This is a genomic window from Vibrio mimicus CAIM 602 (assembly GCF_000338875.1).
Lineage (GTDB): Bacteria > Pseudomonadota > Gammaproteobacteria > Enterobacterales > Vibrionaceae > Vibrio > Vibrio mimicus.
This window is the reverse complement of sequence record NZ_AOMO01000023.1, coordinates 24,986-43,285: the sequence shown is the minus strand read 5'-3', so window position 1 is coordinate 43,285 and position 18,300 is coordinate 24,986. Positions and strand designations below refer to the sequence as shown.

Here is an 18,300-nt window from a genome sequence, read left to right as displayed (position 1 = left end):
GCATTAGCCACCATTTATTGAAATTAAACATTGTTTAATTAGAATCATGTCACCTGTCCCTTGATTATTTTTGCTGCTGTAATGAAAAAAATCCTATTCCTATTATTTATTCCTTTAATACTTTCAGCCTGTTCTTCCATGACACCCGAAGAGTGTCGTAGTGCCAATTGGCAACAAATCGGCTATTTAGATGGTCAGAATGGAACAAATCCTGCCATTATCAATGACTACATCAAAGATTGTCGTGAAGCGGGTGTTTACCCAGACCAAGAGCTTTGGCACCGAGGATTCGAGCAAGGCACTGTACTTTTCTGTTCGCCAGACAACGGTTACCGAGTTGGTAAACAAGGCCGCGAATATTACGGTGTATGTAGCAGCCAACAATTTCTCACTAACTATCAACAAGGTTACCAAGATTACTTAGTGCAAAAGCGGTTAGATGAAATCAATAAATCCATTGCGGATATTGATTTGAAGCTGAATTTGCTAAAAGACAATAGCGATAACAAACAGCAAAGAAAAACGCTCCAAGACCAGCGTAAAGAGCTGATCAGTGAAAGAAGCTCTCTGCTGGTTCCAGAGCGCTCATACAAAATACAATTCTCGTTTTAAGCCTTATTCAGCCTTACCGTTAACATCGTCAGCTCCGTGACACCACATTCGCACGGAGCTGAGGAGCTCAAGTAAAAGGGAATTTCTCGTTCCTCTCATTTGTGTGCTATACCTTTGTTTGCTCAACCTGAGGAAACAAAACCATGAAAAATAAAACACTTATCGCCTTACTCTTGGCATGCTCTCCTACTCTTGCTTTAGCACATAACCTCACTCTGGGTGAAGCTGTGCCAGCCATTGGCGTCGACAAGTACGGCGAAGTCGTCTTACAAGACAAAAGCGTCAACTATCAAAAATGGAACTCAGCAGATATGGTTGGCAAAGTTCGCGTGATTCAAGCTATCGCTGGACGCAGCAGTTCAAAAGAGCTGAATGCACCGTTAATGGCCGCAATCACCGCAGCTAAGCTTCCTGCCGAAAGTTACCAAACTACGACCATCATCAATCAAGACGATGCGATTTGGGGCACAGGTTCATTTGTGAAATCGTCTGCGCAAGACAGCAAAAAAGAGTTTCCTTGGTCTTCTATGGTGCTCGATGAATCTGGCGTGGTTGCCAAAGCGTGGCAGTTACAAGCCGAATCTTCCGCCATCATAGTGCAAGACAAACAAGGTAAAGTGCTGTTTGTTAAAGAAGGGGCATTAAGCGATGCGGATATTCAAACCGTGCTAGGTTTAATTCAACAAAGCCTATAACTCACTGACAAATAAGTGACAAAGGGGTGAGTAAGGACTAACTTTCTCACCCGCTCATTTTTCGACACACCAGTACACAAACTCGCCTGAATCATCGCTTGCCTGATTTTTGACTTGTTATATTATAACAACCCTCAATCATACAGGGTCACGCACGCTATGTCTGTACAGATGCTACGTCCAACTCGCTTATCCATAGTGGCTATGCTCACTGTGGTGTTGGCGCTTTGGTTTAACGTGGCCGTGATTGACCATCAGCTCGATCTTCATCCTGAGCACCACTTACAACACGACTGCCAGTTATTTGCCAGTGCCGTACACGGGCTCAAAACAACACAATGGGTGTTACCAAGCTGGCGTCAAAACGCTCCACAAGCGAGGGTTGAACAACCCATTCAACGCACTCAGGTGTTGCACTCCTATTTCGCTCGCTCACCGCCAGCGGCTTAAAACAAACCAAACCGATTGTTTCTTTTGTTTTAATTAGGAGTTATTCATGCATTACCCAACATTCCTCGCGCTGATGGTCGGCGCAACGCTTTCTGGCAACGCATTGGCCGATCATCACAATGACCACCAACATCGTCAGCACGAAGCCCATGTTCATGGCCAAGTAGAATTGAACATCGCCCAAGATGGTCACGATTTACTGATTGAAATTACCGCGCCAGGTGCCGATGTGGTCGGCTTCGAACACGCCCCACAAGATGAAGCCCAACAGAAAGTGCTTAAGCAAGCACTAGATACTCTACACCTGCCAAAAGAACTGTTTGTGCTGAGCAATAAAGCTCAGTGTGAAACACGCGAAGTGTTTATCAAACACAATTTAGGCGGTGAGAAGCATGAAGATCACCATGCTCATCAAGAAGGTGAAGAACATGGCCATGATAAAACTCATGATCACCACCATGATGAAGCCGCTCATCACCACGAGAAGCATGACCATTCTGAACATGATCATAAAGGTCACGAGCATGAAAATGAACACGGCACTTTCACGGTTCAATATCAGTTCCACTGTGAAGCCATCGAAGAGCTAAAACAGATTGATACCCAATGGTTCCAATATTTCCCAAGCACAGAGAAAATCCAAGCTAATGTGCTAACCGAAAAGCAGCAAAGTGCGCTACAACTGAACGCAAAACAAACGCGCATCAACTTGTAATGCACAATCAGGGGTAAGTACCTACTTACCCCTGACTTTATGGCTTTGAAGTACCCAAGCACACATGAGGAACCATGATGCATGCTCACAGTTCTGATTCTGCTTCATTCGTGATTGAGTTGAATGACGCAGTTTTCTGTTGGCCGGGGGCCAGCACGCCCACCTTGGATATTGCGCATTTACAGGTTGCCCAAGGTGAACACCTGTTTGTCAAAGGCCCGAGTGGCTGTGGTAAATCCACCTTACTTAGCTTGTTAACCGGTATTAACACCGCAACCCAAGGTATGGTCTCTTTGCTCGGCAGCGATCTGCGTGCACTGAGTGCCAGCCAGCGTGATCGCTTTCGCGCTGACCATATTGGCTATATTTTTCAGCATTTTAATTTGCTGCCTTATCTCTCTGTTTTAGACAACGTGACCTTACCGTGCCATTTTTCCGCGCTGCGCAAACAGCAAGTCAGTGGCTCTTTGCAGCAGAAAGCGCAATCGCTACTGGAAAGATTACACCTGCCCAGCGCGTTACTGAATAAACCCGTGACCGAGCTGAGCATCGGCCAGCAGCAACGTGTTGCTGCGGCGCGTGCTTTAATTGGCGAACCAAAACTAATCATCGCCGATGAACCCACCTCAGCCCTCGATTTTGATAACCGCGAAGCCTTTATAGCCTTGCTGCGCGAAGAAGCTGAGCGTGTCGGTTCAACCTTAATTTTTGTTAGCCATGACCCAACGCTCGAGAAGCTCTTTGAGCGCAGCATCCACTTACCGACACTCAATCGCGCGGGAGGCTGGCAATGAAAGTGATCCTGAATCTGGCGTGGAAAAGCTTACTCAATCGTAAAGCGACCGCGCTGTTAACAGTACTGACCGTTTCCATCGCGGTGGTATTACTGCTCGGTGTTGAACGGATTCGCACGCAAGCCAAAGAGAGTTTTGCCAACACCATTTCTGGAACCGATTTGATCGTCGGCGGGCGTTCAGGGCAGGTCAATTTGCTGCTCTACTCGGTATTTCGCATTGGTAACGCCACCAACAATATTGATTGGCTCAGCTATCAAGAGTTTAGCCAGCATCGCGCGGTCAAATGGGCAATCCCCATCTCCTTGGGCGATTCGCACAAAGGGTTTCGAGTTTTAGGCACCAATCACAGCTATTTCGAGCATTATCGTTACGGAAGTAAGCAACCACTGACTTTTTCACAAGGTGGAGAGTTCAACGGGCTGTTTGAAACCGTGATCGGCGCGGATGTGGCAAAGTCTCTCGGCTATCAGGTTGGTAGCAAGGTCATTATTGCTCACGGCATCAGTGATGTCGGTTTTAGCCGCCACGATAATTTGCCGTTTACTGTGGTAGGGATATTGGCACCGACAGGCACACCCGTGGATAAAACCGTACATGTTTCCTTAGAAGCGATAGAAGCAATTCATGTCGGTTGGGAATCGGGAGCAAACCTTGGGCATCAGCCAAGTGCTGACCAACTCGCTCAGCGTGATTTCACACCTAAGCAAATCACCGCCATGCTGATTGGACTTAAATCAAAAATCCAAACTTTTGCCTTGCAGCGGCAGATCAATGACTATCCGGCAGAACCGCTCAGCGCTATCATGCCCGGCGTAGCACTGCATGAGCTGTGGGGCATGATGTCGGTCGCTGAACAAGCGCTGATGGCAGTCTCCATTTTTGTCGTCATCGCAGGACTGCTCGGCATGCTCAGTAGCTTGCTGACCAGCTTGCAAGAGCGGCGTCGAGAGATGTCCATTTTGCGTGCTATGGGGGCAAGACCACACCATGTGTTTGCCTTGCTGGTGAGCGAAGCCAGCGTGCTGACTCTGTTAGGCATTGCGCTTGGAGTAAGCATGCTCTACCTGCTTCTAGCCATGGCAGCCCCAATGATTGCTAGCCAGTACGGCATTCAAATTGCGCTGACCGGACTCACTCCTTATGAGTGGCAATTGCTCGGCTGCGTACAACTGGCAGGAATGGTGATTGGGTTTATTCCCGCACTGCGCGCTTATCGTCAATCGCTCAGTGATGGAATGACCATTCGCTTATAGGAAAAAATCGATGTGGCTTGCTCTACACGAGAAGATCACAAGGAAGCATTTAATGAGAATTTTCATGTTGATAGCGAACCTAATCATGGCCCCGCTGTATTCAACGCCACTGTTGGCAAATCAAGAAACCGCGCCAGCCAGCGAGCAAGATGTACTGCAGCTCGACTGGTTGGATTTAATCCCCGAACAAGAGCGTAAACTGTTTGATCAACAAGGTATGCCGATGCCGGATCACAACGGTACTGAGCCTGCAAAACAGCAGCAACTTGGCACCGTACGTACTGAATTGAATGGCAGCCGAGTTAAAATTCCCGGCTTTGTGATCCCACTAGAAGGGGATGATCAAAAAGTCACTGAGTTTTTGTTGGTGCCTTACTTTGGCGCATGTATCCACGTACCGCCACCACCACCGAACCAGATCATTTACGTGAAGTTTCCAAAAGGTGCGCCCATTCAAGAGCTATGGGATGTGATTTATGTGATTGGGGAATTGAAAACCGAATCACTCAGTCATGATCTTGCAGAAACGGCCTACACCATTGTTGGGACAGAGATCGCAGAGTACGACGATATGTAAAACTTGCCCTCCCTGCGCCTCGCGCGGGGAGGATTACACCAAATATTTCGATAAATACGCCAGTACCGAAAAATAGCCGATAAATAAGATCACGATTGATAGGTACTTGGCCAATTTGCGCTCTTTCCAATACTTCATAGCCACCCCACAAATAACGATAACAACTTTAACAATTTATTATCATTTGTGATAGCACAAAATTGTGCGCTGAGTCCGAGAGTTTCACTGGCTGCTCAGCGATGAACAGAGTAAATTTTAAAGCAGACTAAAAACCGTAGCAGAGGCTTTCAGGTAGCGCATGGCGGATAATACGACGCCTGTTGTGATCGAGCATGACTCTCAACAGAGCCAAGATAAACGAACTCACTCTCATTATGTCAAAGACAGCGGCAACCGAATTCTGGTGATCGCGCGTCATCATGCTTAGATGCTCAACTATTAACTGAAACACCGGAAAACAGCGCATTAGAACGCGCAGTGCAGCGTGAACGTCACCGTAAAGAGCAACGCCAGAAAAACCTAGAGCAGATCATCAAGCTCGCGCATAGCTCATGCCGTAATGAAACAGCGGGCGATCCAGACCAAGACTGGCTGTATCGCTTTTTCGATATGGCGCAAGATATTCACAACAGCTCAATGCAACGGCTGTGGGCGCAAGTACTGAAACGTGAAGTGACCAACCCCGGTTTCACTTCCATGAAAGCCCTGAAAGTGCTGCAAGATATGACCCCCAAAGAAGCGCAGATTTTGCAACGCGCCGCTGCTCTCGCGTGCAGTTTTGGTTCAGACACCAGTTTGAAATTGCTGATTGGCTATAAAGCACAAAATAGCCTGTTTAGTCTTGGCAAGCGCACCACGACCCAAGCAATCAATATTGGTAGTCACCAACTGCCCTATTCCAGCTTGTTGGTGTTGATTGAACTAGGGCTTTTACACGCAACGGAATTGGAATCTGGCGAAATAGAATCCGAACCCGCTCTACTGCTCAGCTATCAAGGCAAAAATCTGCATCTGCAACCGAGCAGCAAAGGTGTGCGCCTGATCTATTATCGCTTCAGCCAACGGGGAATGAGCTGTGTCGTCTGCTGGGTAACAAACCCAACATGACTTACTACGATCAATTGGTGGCCTTGCTTACCCAAAAATTCACGGTGCAGACCGAAGTGAGCAGTAGCTCGATTCACCACACAGTGTGAGTAGCTTTCACAAAGCAGGATCAAAAAAGCGACCGGATGGTCGCTTTTTGTTTTTTATTTACTTGTATTGACTTGGTATCTAAAGAGTTAACCTTGGCGCTGAATGATATTACGCTCTGCTAACGCATGCAGGCACTGCACCACCAACTCATCCACGCTTTTTTCACCCGCAGGCAAATCAATATCCGGATTAAGCGGAGATTCGTAAGCGGAGTCAATGCCCGTAAACTGGCGAATTTCTCCAGCACGCGCCTTCTTGTATAAGCCTTTCGGGTCACGCGCTTCGCACACATCCAATGACGTGTTGACGTACACTTCAATAAACTCACCTGCTGGCAACAAATCTCGTACCATCTGGCGCTCAGCGCGATGCGGCGAAATAAACGCAGTAAGCACAATCAAACCCGCATCCGCCATCAGCTTGGCAAGCTCACCAATGCGGCGAATGTTTTCCCGTCTATCCTGTTCAGAAAAGCCGAGATCGCTACACAAACCGTGGCGTACGTTATCACCATCAAGCAGATAAGTATGATAACCGAGCTCGGCTAAACGGTTCTCAAGCGCCCCTGCCACGGTCGATTTGCCCGCGCCAGATAAACCAGTAAACCAGAGTACCGCTGGGCGCTGCTCTTTCAGCGCCGCACGTTGCTCTTTATCCACGGCATGACGATGCCACACCACATTATGCTCATTGGCATCTTGTTCACGGCTCATGCTCTCTCCTTGCTTTACCATTAGCGCCTCGCTCATGCTTTGCCTAAACGGCTCAAATCAATCGCTTGCCAATGTGGGAAATGTTTACGCACTAGCGCATTCAACTCTAATTCAAAGGCGGAGAATTGCTCGGTTTGACCCGCAATATTTTGCAAACTGTCACGTACTAAGCCTGCGCCAACAGTAACGTTAGTCAGACGGTCAATAATGATGAAACCACCCGTATCGGCACAATCCAGATACTTATCGATCGCCACCGTTTGAGTCAAAGTCCACTCGCACAAACCAATTCCATTAAGCGGCAAACTCTCCGCGTGGTAGGTCGACAAGTTATTGATGTCGTACTGATGGCGCACAGCTTTCACTTGACCCACGGTTTTCTTACCAGCGATTTTGATATCGTAATCACGGCCAACTTGCAGCGGCTGTTCCGTCATCCACACCACATCAGCCAGCAAATGGTTAGTGCTGTCGACTTGTGCGCTTTCAAGCACAATTAAATCACCACGACTGATGTCGATCTCATCAGCCAGAGTCAAGGTCACCGCCAATCCAGCTTGTGCCTGAGGCAGATCGCCATCAAAGGTTACAATGCGCGTCACAGTTGAGGTTTTACCCGATGGCAGTGCTTTGATCTTATCGCCCACCTTCACCACACCAGAAGCGATCGTACCCGCGAAACCGCGAAAATCGAGGTTAGGACGATTCACATACTGCACTGGGAAGCGGAATTCACCACCACTCTTGTCACGGTCAATATCGACATTTTCCAGTAGCTCAAGCAGTGATGGGCCTTGATACCAATCCATCAAACGGCTTTTCTCTACGACGTTATCGCCTTCCAAAGCAGAGAGTGGGATGATCTGAATATCCGTTTCACCCTGCAAATGCTTAGAAAACTCGAGGTATTCTGCGCGGATTTGTTCAAAACGATCTTGCGAATAATCGACCAGATCCATTTTATTGACCGCCACGACAAAATGCTTCAAACCGAGCAGATTGGAGATAAACGAGTGACGACGCGTTTGATCCAGCACGCCTTTACGCGCATCAATCAAGATCACCGCAAGATCACAGGTCGATGCGCCGGTGGCCATATTGCGAGTGTACTGTTCATGCCCCGGAGTATCGGAAATGATGAATTTACGTTTCTGGGTTGAGAAATAACGATACGCCACATCAATCGTGATGCCTTGTTCACGCTCAGCTTGCAAGCCATCCACCAGCAGCGCTAAGTCTGGGCGACTGCCTGTTGTGCCGACACGCTGGCTGTCGTTATGTACGGCCGCCAACTGATCTTCATAAATCTGTTTTGAGTCGTGGAGCAAGCGACCGATCAAGGTACTTTTACCATCGTCTACTGAGCCACAGGTTAAGAATCTCAGTAAGGATTTGTGTTGATGCTGATTGAGGTAACCTTCAATACCGAGCTCAGCGAGCTGTTCTTTCACTGCATTGTTCATACGCTTTCCTTCGATCCTTAGAAGTAACCTTGACGTTTTTTCAGTTCCATTGATCCCGACTGATCGTGATCGATCGCGCGGCCTTGACGCTCACTCGACGTCGCTACCAGCATCTCTTCAATAATTTCAGTCAGTGTGTTGGCTTGTGACTCAATTGCTCCAGTCAGTGGGTAACAACCCAAGGTGCGGAAACGCACGCTTTTGTGTTCAATCTGTTCGCCTTCACGCAGTTCCATGCGTTCATCATCCACCATGATCAGCATGCCATCACGCTGCACAACCGGGCGTACATCGGCTAAATAGAGCGGAACAATCTCGATATTTTCCAAATAGATGTATTGCCAAATATCCAGCTCAGTCCAGTTAGAGAGTGGGAACACGCGAATGCTTTCGCCTTTGTTGATTTGGCCGTTATAGGTACGCCATAGCTCTGGGCGCTGATTTTTCGGGTCCCAAGTATGGTTTTTATCGCGGAAAGAGTAGACACGCTCTTTGGCGCGCGATTTCTCTTCATCACGACGCGCCCCACCAAAAGCAGCATCAAAGCCATATTTGTTCAGTGCTTGCTTCAAGCCTTGGGTTTTCATGATGTCGGTATGCTTGGAAGAACCATGCACGAACGGGTTAATTCCTGCGGCTAACCCTTCCGGGTTTTTATGCACTAGCAGCTCAAAGCCATATTTTTTTGCTGTCGCATCGCGAAACGCGATCATATCGCGAAACTTCCAGTCGGTATCGACGTGCAACAAAGGAAAAGGAATTTTGCCCGGATAAAAGGCTTTACGTGCCAAATGCAACATGACCGATGAGTCTTTACCAATCGAGTACATCATCACTGGATTATCAAATTCTGCCGCCACTTCACGAATGATGTGGATACTTTCTGCTTCCAACTGTTTTAAATGGGTTAAACGTTGTTGATCCATTTTTCCTGCTTCCTTTTCGCTTGCCTGACGGCGAGACGCTGCGCCTTGGCAACGCCGTATCTTTTAAATCATGAGTTATGAACAAGAGGATGTGCGTTCACACTTAGGCCGATTGCGCAGCTTCAAGCTGCTCAGCTTGATGCCTTTCACCAAACCAGTGCAGTTTGTCCGCCAGCGCCACCACTTCACCGACCACAATCAACGCGGGTGATTGCGCCTGAGTCGCCAAACTTGGCAAGGTTTGCAGTGTGCCAATCAGCACCTTCTGGCTAGTTTGTGTACCGCGTTCAATGATTGCCACTGGCGTGCTGGCATGACGGCCATGCTGCTGCAATTGCTGAGCGATCATGGCTGCATTGCTTAACCCCATGTAAATCACTAAGGTTTGTTGCCCACGTGCCAGTGTTGACCAATCCAAATCCTCGGCTTGTGCTTTTAAATGACCCGTCACAAATAAAGCAGATTGAGCGTAATCACGATGAGTCAATGGAATGCCAGCGTACGCTGTTGCACCTGCTGCTGCGGTAATGCCGGGAACAATCTGGAATTTCACGCCTGCTTCAAACAGCACTTCCAGCTCTTCACCACCACGACCAAACATGAAGGGATCGCCGCCTTTAATGCGCACTACTCGATAGCCTTGACGGGCAAAGTCCACCAACAACTGGTTAGTTTTTTCTTGCGGCACACTATGATGACCCGCACGTTTGCCAACGCAGACTAAAATCGTTTCTGTCGGAATCAACGCCATGATGTCTTCGGAGACTAAGTAGTCGTACAACACCACATCGGCTTGCTGTAGGTAGCTGAGGGCTTTTACCGTCAAGAGCTCAGGGTCACCCGGACCTGCGCCCACCAACGCCACTTCACCCGCTTGCAGTTGGCTGCGCGTCGCACGCGAATAACTTGAGCCTTCCACAACGGCTAAGCGAGGGGTTTTACGAAAGAGGGTCACCGCATCCTGCGCCATAATCTTGATCCTTATTGGTCTGTTGCAGGCATTATGAGCAGTTCTATTTATTACCTGAAATTCTATAATTTCATTTTTTATTCCAAAAGCTGATATAAACGATTAAAAATGACTCTATTCGATGAAAGTCAGCAGATTGAGCGCAAAAGCAACTTGAGGTGTCGTGCTCTAACTGGGATCAAGGGGGCAGATTTAGATAAAGGTATCGCGTTGCATCACAGTTTAGTCATGAGTGAAATCATTGTTTCATAGAGTTTTGTTACATTTATCGGATTGTTTTTGTTCTTTTCTGCAACTCACTCTGGAGTCAATGATGACCATGATGATCAAACCTGTTTCTTTAGCGGTTCTCGGTGGCCTGTTAGCCATGGCTGGCCCTGCAATGGCTGATACGATCAAACTGCGTATTGTCGAAACCACTGATATTCATACTAATTTGATGGATTATGACTACTACAAAGATAAAGCCTCCGATCAAATTGGCCTGACGCGTGCAGCAACACTAGTTAAACAAGCCCGTGCCGAAGTAGAAAACAGCGTGTTGGTGGATAACGGCGACTTGATTCAAGGCAGCCCAATGGGCGACTACATGGCGGATAAGGGCATTAAAGCGGGTGAAGTCCATCCGGTTTACAAAGCGATGAATCCACTGGGCTATGATGTGGGCAACATTGGTAACCACGAATTCAACTACGGCCTCGATTTCTTAAAAGAAACCATCAACGATGCCGCTTTCCCCTACATCAACGCCAACGTGTTTGATGCCAAAACGGGTCAGCACCTCTTCACGCCTTACGTGATTAAAGAGCACACCTTCAAAGATACTGATGGTGAAGCACATACCATCAAAGTTGGTTATATCGGTTTTGTACCACCACAAATCATGGTGTGGGATAAGAAAAACCTCGAAGGCAAAGTGACGGCTGCGGATATCAAACAGACCGCAGAAAAGCTCATTCCAAAAATGAAAGCACAAGGTGCGGACGTGATTGTGGCCATTCCTCACTCAGGGATTAGCACCGAAGAATACCAAGCTGGCGCAGAAAACTCGGTTTACTACCTGACTCAAGTGAAAGGCATCGATGCCATTGCTTTTGGTCACTCTCACGCCGTCTTCCCGGGTAAAGATTTTGCCAATGTACCGGGTGCAGACATCGATAAAGGCACCATCAATGGTGTCACCGCTGTGATGCCGGGACGCTGGGGTAGCCATGTTGGGGTAATGGATCTGACGTTGGAAAAACAACAAGGCCGCTGGACGGTCACTTCCGGTCAATCTGAAGCTCGCCCTATCTTCGATAAAGCCAATAAGAAAGCGTTAGTCGAAGCCGATACCGCAATGGTGAAAGCACTGCAAGATGATCACAAAGGCACCCGCGATTTTGTTAACCAACCAATAGGTAAAGCGAACGATGTGATGTACAGCTTCTTGTCATTGGTACAAGACGATCCCACCGTACAAATCGTCAACCTCGCGCAAAAAGATTATGTGGAGCGCTTTATTCAAGGCGATCCAAACCTTGATGGTCTACCAGTGCTGTCAGCCGCCGCTCCCTTTAAAGCCGGTGGCCGTAAAGATGATCCCAACGGTTTTACCGAAGTGGAATCTGGTGAACTCACCTTCCGTAACGCAGCCGATCTTTATCTCTACCCGAACACCTTAGTCACCATGAAGGTCAGCGGATATGAAGTGAAAGAGTGGTTGGAGTGTTCCGCAGGTCAATTCAATCAAATTGATGTGACCTCTAGCGCACCACAATCACTGATCAACTGGAATGACTTCCGTACCTATAACTTTGATGTGATCGATGGAGTGAACTATCAGATTGATATTACTCAGCCAGCGCGCTACGACGGCGATTGCAAACTGATCAATCCTAAATCACAGCGTATTGTGAAGCTGACCTATCAAGGTAAGCCGATCAATGACAAGCAGACCTTCTTGATCGCCACCAACAACTACCGTGCTTACAGCAACAAGTTCCCTGGCACTGGTGCTAAGTTTGTTGCGTTTGATTCACCTGACGAAAACCGTACAGTCGTGGCTGATTACATTGCGCGCGTGAGCAAAGAGAAAGGTGAAGTTACGCCAAGTGCTGACAACAACTGGTCATTTGCTCCGATTTCCAGCAAAACAAAACTGGATATCCGCTTTGAAACCTCACCAAGTGATAAGGCAACCCAGTTTATTAAACAAAAAGGCCAATATCCGATGACCCAAGTCGCTACCGATGAAGTCGGCTTTGCGGTGTATCGTATCGACCTACAAAAATAAGCACCGATAACCCAATATTGAAACTGCAACCAACACTGCTGCGGCTTCAAGTCACCAGGGTTATCACGTAAAGTAAACAGCCACCATGAGTGGCTGTTTCTCTTTTTCTATGAGGCTTTTATGCAAGCGCAGTTTCAAGCTTATCTCAAACATCATGGCTTTTCGGATGCCGAATGCACACAGCTACAGAGCGTTGCCCAGCCATTAGAGTTACCCACACGGCATATTTTGGTCGCGCAAGGCGAGCAAACTCCGTTTGCGTATTGGGTGTTAGAAGGCCTGTGCCACGCTTGTTATCTCACCGAAGAAGGAAAAAGCTTCAGCAAGGAATTCTACTGGGAGCAAGATTGGGCAATTGGCTTTGAAAGCCTGATCCGTGAACAGGGTTCGCCGTTTGTGTTGGAAACCTTATCACCAGTGCAATTGGTGGGAGTGCCTATTGAAGTATTACGGGAATGGCGTGCTAGCGGTCATCCGCTTTATCAGCGTTTGTTGGAAACCCAACTGCTGTACAAAGAGCAAAAAGAGCGTTTTATGTTGCTCTATCGACCTGAACAGCGTTATCAGGTGATGTGTGCACAATTTCCTGAGTTGATGGAGCGGCTTTGCGATCACCACATCGCCGCTTATTTGGGGATCACGCCGATTAGCCTCAGCCGCATCAAAGCACGGCTGAGAAATCATTCGTGAGATTATTTAAGTAAACGAGCGCGGAACTGGCGTCCCTTCATCTTGCCGTTAGCGATTTTGTTCAGCGCTTTATGGGCAATTTTCTTCTCTACTGCGACATAAGATCGCATCGGGAATAGGTTGATCTTGCCGATCTGCGCCGCCGTCAGTTCACCATCACTGGTGAGTGCGCCAAGAATATCCCCCGGACGAACCTTGTCTTTCTTACCGCCATCAATCTGAATAGTCACCATATTGGCGGCGTAAGGGCGCGCACCTGCCGCAGGTTGTGGCAAAGTAGATGGCTCAATTGCGATATCCATGTACTCATCAATTTGCGCCACACGGTAGCTCTCGTTATCGCTAAAGAAGCTAAACGCCAAACCTTTACTGCCTGCGCGACCCGTACGACCGATGCGGTGCACATGCACTTCAGGATCGCGTGACAAATCGTAGTTAAACACGGCATCAAGATTATCAACATCCAGACCACGTGCAGCCACATCAGTCGCAACCAGAATCGAAATGCTCTTATTAGCAAACTGCACTAGGGCTTGGTCACGCTCACGCTGCTCCATATCACCATGCAGTTCAATCACGCTAAAGCCGCTTTGATGCAACGCATCCGCGACATTTTGTACTTCACGCTTGGTATTACAAAACACCACTGAAGAGGTGGGTTGATGGTGCAACAGTAAGGTTTCCAGTGCTTCATCACGCGCGGTGCTGCCATCTACCTTGTAAAAGTATTGACGAATACTGGAAGTATCATGCGTCGCCGCTACTTTAATCATCATCGCATTGCGAGTCACACTTTGTGCAATTTGCTCAATGCTGGCTGGGTAAGTGGCACTAAACAGCAAGGTTTGACGTTGAGTCGGTGCTGCCGCGATGATCGCTTCTAACGCTTCTTGGAAGCCCATTTCTAACATGCGATCAGCTTCATCCAATACCAGCGTGTTCAACTCACTCAGATCGATACGATCTTTGCTCAGGTGATCCAAAATACGCCCCGGTGTACCCACCAAGATATGCGCGCCATGCTCAAGAGAACCAATCTGTGGTCCCATCGGCATACCGCCACACAGTGTCAGCACTTTAATATTATGGATAGTGCGCCCTAAGGTACGAATATCGGTCGCCACTTGGTCAGCTAACTCACGAGTTGGGCACAACACCAAGGCTTGCACGCGAAAGCGCTTCACATTGAGATTTGATAACACCCCAAGACCAAATGCCGCTGTTTTACCTGAGCCTGTTTTTCCTTGGCCAATCACATCCTGTCTATTGAGAATAGCGGGTAGAGATTGCGCCTGAATCGGAGTCATGGTTGCAAACCCCATAGTTTCAAGGTTAGCGAGTAATTCAGGCTTCAGATTCAAAGCTGCAAAAGAATTGGCGTTCAAGAGGTGTCCTCAGTGTGACGAAAAAAGAAGCGCTATTATCGTTATTTTGCGCTTCAGCTCCAGTGAATCTTCATTTAAATTTTCCAACCCGCGTTTAACCTTTGTTAACGCGCATTTTTTCTCTAACTGGTACAGTGTCAAACTCATGATCCATAGCATGATATACCTGACTTGCAGACCTCATTTTCAAGGAGATAGAAATGATCACCTGGCAATGTATCCCTTTTTGCCAATTAACGACCGAACAGCTGTACGATCTACTCAAACTGCGAGTTGATGTTTTTGTGGTTGAACAGACCTGCCCCTATCCCGAATTAGATAACAAAGATCGCATGACTGGTGTGCACCATTTACTCGGCTACCGAGATAAAGAGTTAGTTGCTTGCGCACGCCTGCTGCCAATGGGTGTCAGCTACCCGAGTGTAAGCATTGGTCGGGTTGCCACTAAGGCTAGCGCTCGGGGGAATGGTTTAGGGCATCTGTTATTGCAAACTGCGCTTGAGCATTGCCAGCACTTGTGGCCTCAACAAGCGATAGAAATTGGTGCTCAGGAGCATCTGCGTGACTTTTATGGCCGCTATGGTTTTGAACCGACTTCTAAAACATATCTGGAAGATGGTATTCCTCACATCGACATGAAAAGAGCCTGACTATGAGCCACGCAGCACTGGCCATTTGGCTGTTAATTTTCGGCAATTTGGCGGCTTCACTCTCCGATGTCGCGGTCAAAATGCTACAAGGTGAAGTGGTTCCCTTCCAGTACATGTTCTTACGCCAGTTATTCGCCTTTGTCTTAATTTGGCCTCTTTGGTGGCGACAACCAAAAGTCTTACGTCAACTTCATGATCCAAAGATAACTTGGATACGCGCCCACTTAGTGCTTTTAGGTGCTGGTTGCATGGTGGTCGCTATTTCCTATCTACCGTTGGCAACAGCGAATGCAGTATTTTACGCCGCCCCACTTTTGATGCTGCCACTCTCCATTCTGTTTCTTAAAGAGAAACCCAACCGTGGCAAGATAGTAGCGACTGTCACTGGGTTTATTGGCGTATTGATTGTACTCCGACCATCGCAGTTTCATTGGGCAGCGCTATTTGCCCTCGGCACTGCATTTTCACTGGCACTGTTTAATTTACTGGCACGAACAATCCCTGAGCAGCAACCAGTGGTAACCACATTAATGTGGACATCCCTTTTTTCACTGCCCATTTCAGGATTGCTCGCCGCCGCTTATTGGCAACCGCTGACACAACAAGAATGGTTATGGATTGCCGCCAGTTCAGGGTTGATTCTGTTGTATAACGGATTAGCCGTTGCCGCCTACCAGAAAGCGTCAGCCAGCCAGATTGCACTGGCTGAGTATTCGGGGCTGATTTTTGTCGCTGCCTTTGGGGCAATTTGGTTTGATGAGCTTTTAGATGCGCTAACTTGGCTCGGTATCGGAATGATTATTTTGCCTTTGTTACCCAGAGCGTTGTTTGCTAAGTGGTGGGGATTATTTACTGCGCCCAAAACCGCCGTCAGAGAGTCGGAAGAACATCACTGATTGGTTGTTTCGTTCCAATTGCAGAATATCTAATTGACCATTTTCGGCCAACTTAAAGCGAATCAACTGACCAGCTTGGATTTGGCTGAGTGGTTTATCTACCCCTTCAACTTTGACCAAGGCATTGATATCCGTTAGCGGCAGTTCGTTATTGCGGAATACCTGAGACAGAGTATCTCCTTGACGAACGACGTACTCCTGCCAGGCCGAGGATTTCAGTGCCGTTTGCTGATTTTGAGAGCGTTGCTCACTCAGACTTTGCGTATTCATCCCCACTTCAATGCGCTTGGTAGAGGATGTAGGCTCAATAGCCTCTTCTTTACTCTCCGGCAAAGGAACAATCATCAATACCAACACAACTGGAGCCAGTACCATCAAGCCTCTACGATGGAAAACAGGCAGGCGTAACCATAGCTCACTAAGTTGCTGGCGATAGTGTGGCCAATCTAATTTCTGCCAATAAGTCTTCACTTCGGCAGATAATCAATTTGCTGCGGCTTCTTGTGGCGGCGATTCATGTTTAAAGTCCTTTAATTACTTGCCCACAGTATAAAAACTCATGAGGTTAGAGTATAGAGTCGAGTAACCTTAAAGCCAAAGCTTGACACAAACTTGAAGATTTTCGCTGAACTTTCTGCGACAAGTCACACCTCACTGACCTTACGGATCTAAGGCTAGACGTTTCATCACAATGCCTAACCTGTTATTCTGTCGCCTTTATTGAACGACCAAGAGTGACTTTTATGTCTGAAGTTAAATTTGAAACCGTAGAGCAAAAAGCTAGCTACGGTATCGGCCTGCAAATGGGTCAGCAACTGGCTGGCAGCGGTCTAGAAGGCCTGAACGTGGCTGCGATTGCTGCAGGTATCGCAACTGCACTGGTTGGCGAACAGCCTGCGATCTCTATCGATGAGATCAACCAAGCTCTGCACGCAATTCACATGCGCGCAGAAGAAGCTCGCCAAGAAGCCGCAAAAGCAGCTGCATCTGAAGGTGAAGCATTCCTGAAAGATAATGCTCTGCGTCCAGAAGTCACTGTTCTTGAGTCAGGTCTGCAATACGAAGTTCTGGTTGAAGGTAACGGTGCGATCCCAACTGCTGACAAGTCAGTTCGCGTTCACTACCACGGCCAATTAGTTGATGGCACTGTGTTCGACAGCTCAGTATCTCGCGGTCAACCAGCTGAATTCCCAGTAACTGGCGTTATCCGCGGTTGGGTTGAGGCACTGCAATTAATGCCTGTAGGTTCTAAGTGGAAACTCTACATTCCTCAGGATCTTGCTTATGGTGAGCGTGGCGCAGGCGCAGCAATTCCACCATTCGCAGCTTTGGTATTTGAAGTAGAACTGCTGGATATTCTGTAAGCTTAGGTTTTACTTTTCGCAATAATTTGACAAAGAGCGACCCACTGGGTCGCTCTTTTTTAATTAGACTATTGTCTACCTACTGCTTGGGACCGAACCTTCGACTAGTAGGAAATTAAGTAATGCGCTATATGGAGAGTGATTATGCACTATCGTTTTACTGCCCTATTTATTACAACTCTCGCCAGCGCCTCTGCACTGGCTTTTCCAAGCCTCAATTCATTAGCTTCTAATGACCTAGCCGGATTGGTTGGTCAAACACTTTCTCAATCCAAAGCCACACAAGACTTGCTGAATCAATTTACTAGCCAGTTACCACTAACTCCACAACAAGCGGGTGGCGGTGTGGCTACATTGCTTACACAAGCACAAAACCATCTCAATACAGAGCAAAGTATTGAGTTGAACCAGTTGATTCCTAACCTCAATGAATTGAGCGGATTGATCCCTAATCAAAATCTCAGCACTATTTTGCAACGCAAAGAAGTTAACCAAGCCTTTAATGCTTTAGGGCTGGATGCCAGCATGGTCGAACAGTTTGTACCTGTTTTGATGCAATACTTGACGCAGCAAGGTGCTAGTCAAAACCTATTGGAATCGCTAGGCAAACTGTGGCAGTAGTACCACATAGCCTATCGAGATAGAGTGCGAGTAAGAGTAGAACACTCTACA

Annotated in this window: 18 protein-coding genes and 2 pseudogenes; 14 read left to right on the top strand and 6 right to left on the bottom strand. The window is 47.7% G+C overall.

Annotated features, from left to right (window positions below):
- Nucleotides 1–81 precede the first annotated feature (81 nt).
- From D908_RS14265 to D908_RS0118980, 8 genes and pseudogenes are all read left to right on the top strand, one after another.
- Nucleotides 82–612: a DUF2799 domain-containing protein gene (locus D908_RS14265; protein WP_032467536.1), complete on the top strand. Its 531-nt coding sequence runs from the start codon at nucleotides 82–84 to the stop codon at nucleotides 610–612.
- 143 nt (nucleotides 613–755) lie between these two features.
- Nucleotides 756–1,307 (top strand): YtfJ family protein, encoded by a 552-nt coding sequence (locus D908_RS14270; protein WP_005523172.1) that lies wholly within the window; start codon nucleotides 756–758, stop codon nucleotides 1,305–1,307.
- Nucleotides 1,308–1,466: 159 nt separating this feature from the next.
- Nucleotides 1,467–1,757 carry a DUF2607 domain-containing protein gene (locus tag D908_RS14275; protein ID WP_005523170.1) on the top strand — a complete coding sequence of 97 codons (291 nt, stop codon included), beginning with the start codon at nucleotides 1,467–1,469 and terminating at the stop codon, nucleotides 1,755–1,757.
- Between the two features lie 46 nt (nucleotides 1,758–1,803).
- On the top strand, nucleotides 1,804–2,472 hold the full coding sequence (zrgA, locus tag D908_RS14280) for a zinc uptake protein ZrgA (RefSeq protein ID WP_005523169.1): 669 nt from the start codon (nucleotides 1,804–1,806) through the stop codon (nucleotides 2,470–2,472).
- Nucleotides 2,473–2,549: 77 nt separating this feature from the next.
- Nucleotides 2,550–3,266, top strand: coding sequence for an ABC transporter ATP-binding protein (locus D908_RS14285; protein WP_000543019.1), 717 nt, complete (start codon nucleotides 2,550–2,552; stop codon nucleotides 3,264–3,266).
- A complete protein-coding gene (locus tag D908_RS14290) occupies nucleotides 3,263–4,522 on the top strand; it encodes an ABC transporter permease (RefSeq protein ID WP_005523167.1) in 1,260 nt (419 codons plus the stop codon). The genes D908_RS14285 and D908_RS14290 overlap by 4 nt, the downstream gene beginning before the upstream one ends.
- 52 nt (nucleotides 4,523–4,574) lie before the next feature.
- The gene (locus D908_RS14295) at nucleotides 4,575–5,099 is read left to right on the top strand and encodes a DUF3299 domain-containing protein (RefSeq protein WP_005523165.1); all 525 of its coding nucleotides are present in this window, start codon (nucleotides 4,575–4,577) and stop codon (nucleotides 5,097–5,099) included.
- 298 nt (nucleotides 5,100–5,397) lie between these two features.
- Nucleotides 5,398–6,295, top strand: a pseudogene (locus D908_RS0118980) (TIGR03899 family protein).
- A gap of 87 nt (nucleotides 6,296–6,382) precedes the next feature.
- Here D908_RS0118980 and cysC read toward each other — a convergent pair.
- The 4 genes from cysC to cobA are packed head-to-tail and all read right to left on the bottom strand — an operon-like array spanning nucleotide 6,383 to nucleotide 10,368.
- Nucleotides 6,383–7,009 carry an adenylyl-sulfate kinase gene (cysC, locus tag D908_RS14300; protein WP_005523162.1) on the bottom strand — a complete coding sequence of 209 codons (627 nt, stop codon included), beginning with the start codon at nucleotides 7,007–7,009 and terminating at the stop codon, nucleotides 6,383–6,385.
- Nucleotides 7,010–7,041: 32 nt separating this feature from the next.
- The gene (gene cysN / locus D908_RS14305; protein ID WP_005523158.1) at nucleotides 7,042–8,472 is read right to left on the bottom strand and encodes a sulfate adenylyltransferase subunit CysN; all 1,431 of its coding nucleotides are present in this window, start codon (nucleotides 8,470–8,472) and stop codon (nucleotides 7,042–7,044) included.
- 17 nt (nucleotides 8,473–8,489) lie between these two features.
- Nucleotides 8,490–9,458, bottom strand: coding sequence for a sulfate adenylyltransferase subunit CysD (cysD, locus tag D908_RS14310; RefSeq protein WP_227744713.1), 969 nt, complete (start codon nucleotides 9,456–9,458; stop codon nucleotides 8,490–8,492).
- A gap of 43 nt (nucleotides 9,459–9,501) precedes the next feature.
- Complete coding sequence (gene cobA, locus D908_RS14315) at nucleotides 9,502–10,368, bottom strand: uroporphyrinogen-III C-methyltransferase (protein ID WP_005523157.1); 867 nt, start codon at nucleotides 10,366–10,368, stop codon at nucleotides 9,502–9,504.
- 367 nt (nucleotides 10,369–10,735) lie between these two features.
- Between cobA and cpdB the strand changes: the two genes are divergently transcribed.
- Together cpdB and D908_RS14325 are read left to right on the top strand one after the other, a co-directional pair.
- The gene (gene cpdB, locus D908_RS14320) at nucleotides 10,736–12,643 is read left to right on the top strand and encodes a 2',3'-cyclic-nucleotide 2'-phosphodiesterase (protein ID WP_235047345.1); all 1,908 of its coding nucleotides are present in this window, start codon (nucleotides 10,736–10,738) and stop codon (nucleotides 12,641–12,643) included.
- Nucleotides 12,644–12,763: 120 nt separating this feature from the next.
- Nucleotides 12,764–13,333, top strand: a complete 570-nt coding sequence (locus D908_RS14325) for a Crp/Fnr family transcriptional regulator (protein WP_001148839.1) — start codon at nucleotides 12,764–12,766, stop codon at nucleotides 13,331–13,333.
- A 2-nt stretch (nucleotides 13,334–13,335) separates the two neighbouring features.
- Here the strand turns inward: D908_RS14325 and dbpA are convergent, their stop codons facing one another.
- Nucleotides 13,336–14,718, bottom strand: a complete 1,383-nt coding sequence (gene dbpA, locus D908_RS14330) for an ATP-dependent RNA helicase DbpA (protein ID WP_005523155.1) — start codon at nucleotides 14,716–14,718, stop codon at nucleotides 13,336–13,338.
- Between the two features lie 200 nt (nucleotides 14,719–14,918).
- Between dbpA and D908_RS14335 the strand changes: the two genes are divergently transcribed.
- A complete protein-coding gene (locus tag D908_RS14335) occupies nucleotides 14,919–15,368 on the top strand; it encodes a GNAT family N-acetyltransferase (RefSeq protein WP_000634060.1) in 450 nt (149 codons plus the stop codon).
- A gap of 2 nt (nucleotides 15,369–15,370) precedes the next feature.
- Nucleotides 15,371–16,264 carry a DMT family transporter gene (locus D908_RS14340; protein WP_000017476.1) on the top strand — a complete coding sequence of 298 codons (894 nt, stop codon included), beginning with the start codon at nucleotides 15,371–15,373 and terminating at the stop codon, nucleotides 16,262–16,264.
- Here D908_RS14340 and D908_RS0118975 read toward each other — a convergent pair.
- Nucleotides 16,214–16,782 (bottom strand): annotated as a pseudogene (locus D908_RS0118975) (LysM-like peptidoglycan-binding domain-containing protein). The gene D908_RS14340 and the pseudogene D908_RS0118975 sit on opposite strands and share 51 nt — an antisense overlap.
- Before the next feature lie 225 nt (nucleotides 16,783–17,007).
- Here D908_RS0118975 and D908_RS14345 point away from each other — a divergent pair.
- Both D908_RS14345 and D908_RS14350 read left to right on the top strand, forming a co-directional pair.
- The gene (locus D908_RS14345) at nucleotides 17,008–17,628 is read left to right on the top strand and encodes a BamJ family beta-barrel-assembly machinery protein (protein ID WP_000005598.1); all 621 of its coding nucleotides are present in this window, start codon (nucleotides 17,008–17,010) and stop codon (nucleotides 17,626–17,628) included.
- Between the two features lie 144 nt (nucleotides 17,629–17,772).
- Nucleotides 17,773–18,249, top strand: a complete 477-nt coding sequence (locus tag D908_RS14350) for a DUF2780 domain-containing protein (RefSeq protein ID WP_005523153.1) — start codon at nucleotides 17,773–17,775, stop codon at nucleotides 18,247–18,249.
- Nucleotides 18,250–18,300: the final 51 nt, after the last annotated feature.

Bases quoted from the DNA above. Each gene is read 5' to 3' on its own strand.
- D908_RS14265 (WP_032467536.1), top strand. From the start codon at position 82: ATGAAAAAAATCCTATTCCTATTATTTATTCCTTTAATACTTTCAGCC.
- D908_RS14270 (WP_005523172.1), top strand. From the start codon at position 756: ATGAAAAATAAAACACTTATCGCCTTACTCTTGGCATGCTCTCCTACT.
- D908_RS14275 (WP_005523170.1), top strand. From the start codon at position 1,467: ATGTCTGTACAGATGCTACGTCCAACTCGCTTATCCATAGTGGCTATG.
- zrgA (WP_005523169.1), top strand. From the start codon at position 1,804: ATGCATTACCCAACATTCCTCGCGCTGATGGTCGGCGCAACGCTTTCT.
- D908_RS14285 (WP_000543019.1), top strand. From the start codon at position 2,550: ATGCATGCTCACAGTTCTGATTCTGCTTCATTCGTGATTGAGTTGAAT.
- D908_RS14290 (WP_005523167.1), top strand. From the start codon at position 3,263: ATGAAAGTGATCCTGAATCTGGCGTGGAAAAGCTTACTCAATCGTAAA.
- D908_RS14295 (WP_005523165.1), top strand. From the start codon at position 4,575: ATGAGAATTTTCATGTTGATAGCGAACCTAATCATGGCCCCGCTGTAT.
- cysC (WP_005523162.1), bottom strand. From the start codon at position 7,009: ATGAGCCGTGAACAAGATGCCAATGAGCATAATGTGGTGTGGCATCGT.
- cysN (WP_005523158.1), bottom strand. From the start codon at position 8,472: ATGAACAATGCAGTGAAAGAACAGCTCGCTGAGCTCGGTATTGAAGGT.
- cobA (WP_005523157.1), bottom strand. From the start codon at position 10,368: ATGGCGCAGGATGCGGTGACCCTCTTTCGTAAAACCCCTCGCTTAGCC.
- cpdB (WP_235047345.1), top strand. From the start codon at position 10,736: ATGGCTGGCCCTGCAATGGCTGATACGATCAAACTGCGTATTGTCGAA.
- D908_RS14325 (WP_001148839.1), top strand. From the start codon at position 12,764: ATGCAAGCGCAGTTTCAAGCTTATCTCAAACATCATGGCTTTTCGGAT.
- D908_RS14335 (WP_000634060.1), top strand. From the start codon at position 14,919: ATGATCACCTGGCAATGTATCCCTTTTTGCCAATTAACGACCGAACAG.
- D908_RS14340 (WP_000017476.1), top strand. From the start codon at position 15,371: ATGAGCCACGCAGCACTGGCCATTTGGCTGTTAATTTTCGGCAATTTG.
- D908_RS14345 (WP_000005598.1), top strand. From the start codon at position 17,008: ATGTCTGAAGTTAAATTTGAAACCGTAGAGCAAAAAGCTAGCTACGGT.
- D908_RS14350 (WP_005523153.1), top strand. From the start codon at position 17,773: ATGCACTATCGTTTTACTGCCCTATTTATTACAACTCTCGCCAGCGCC.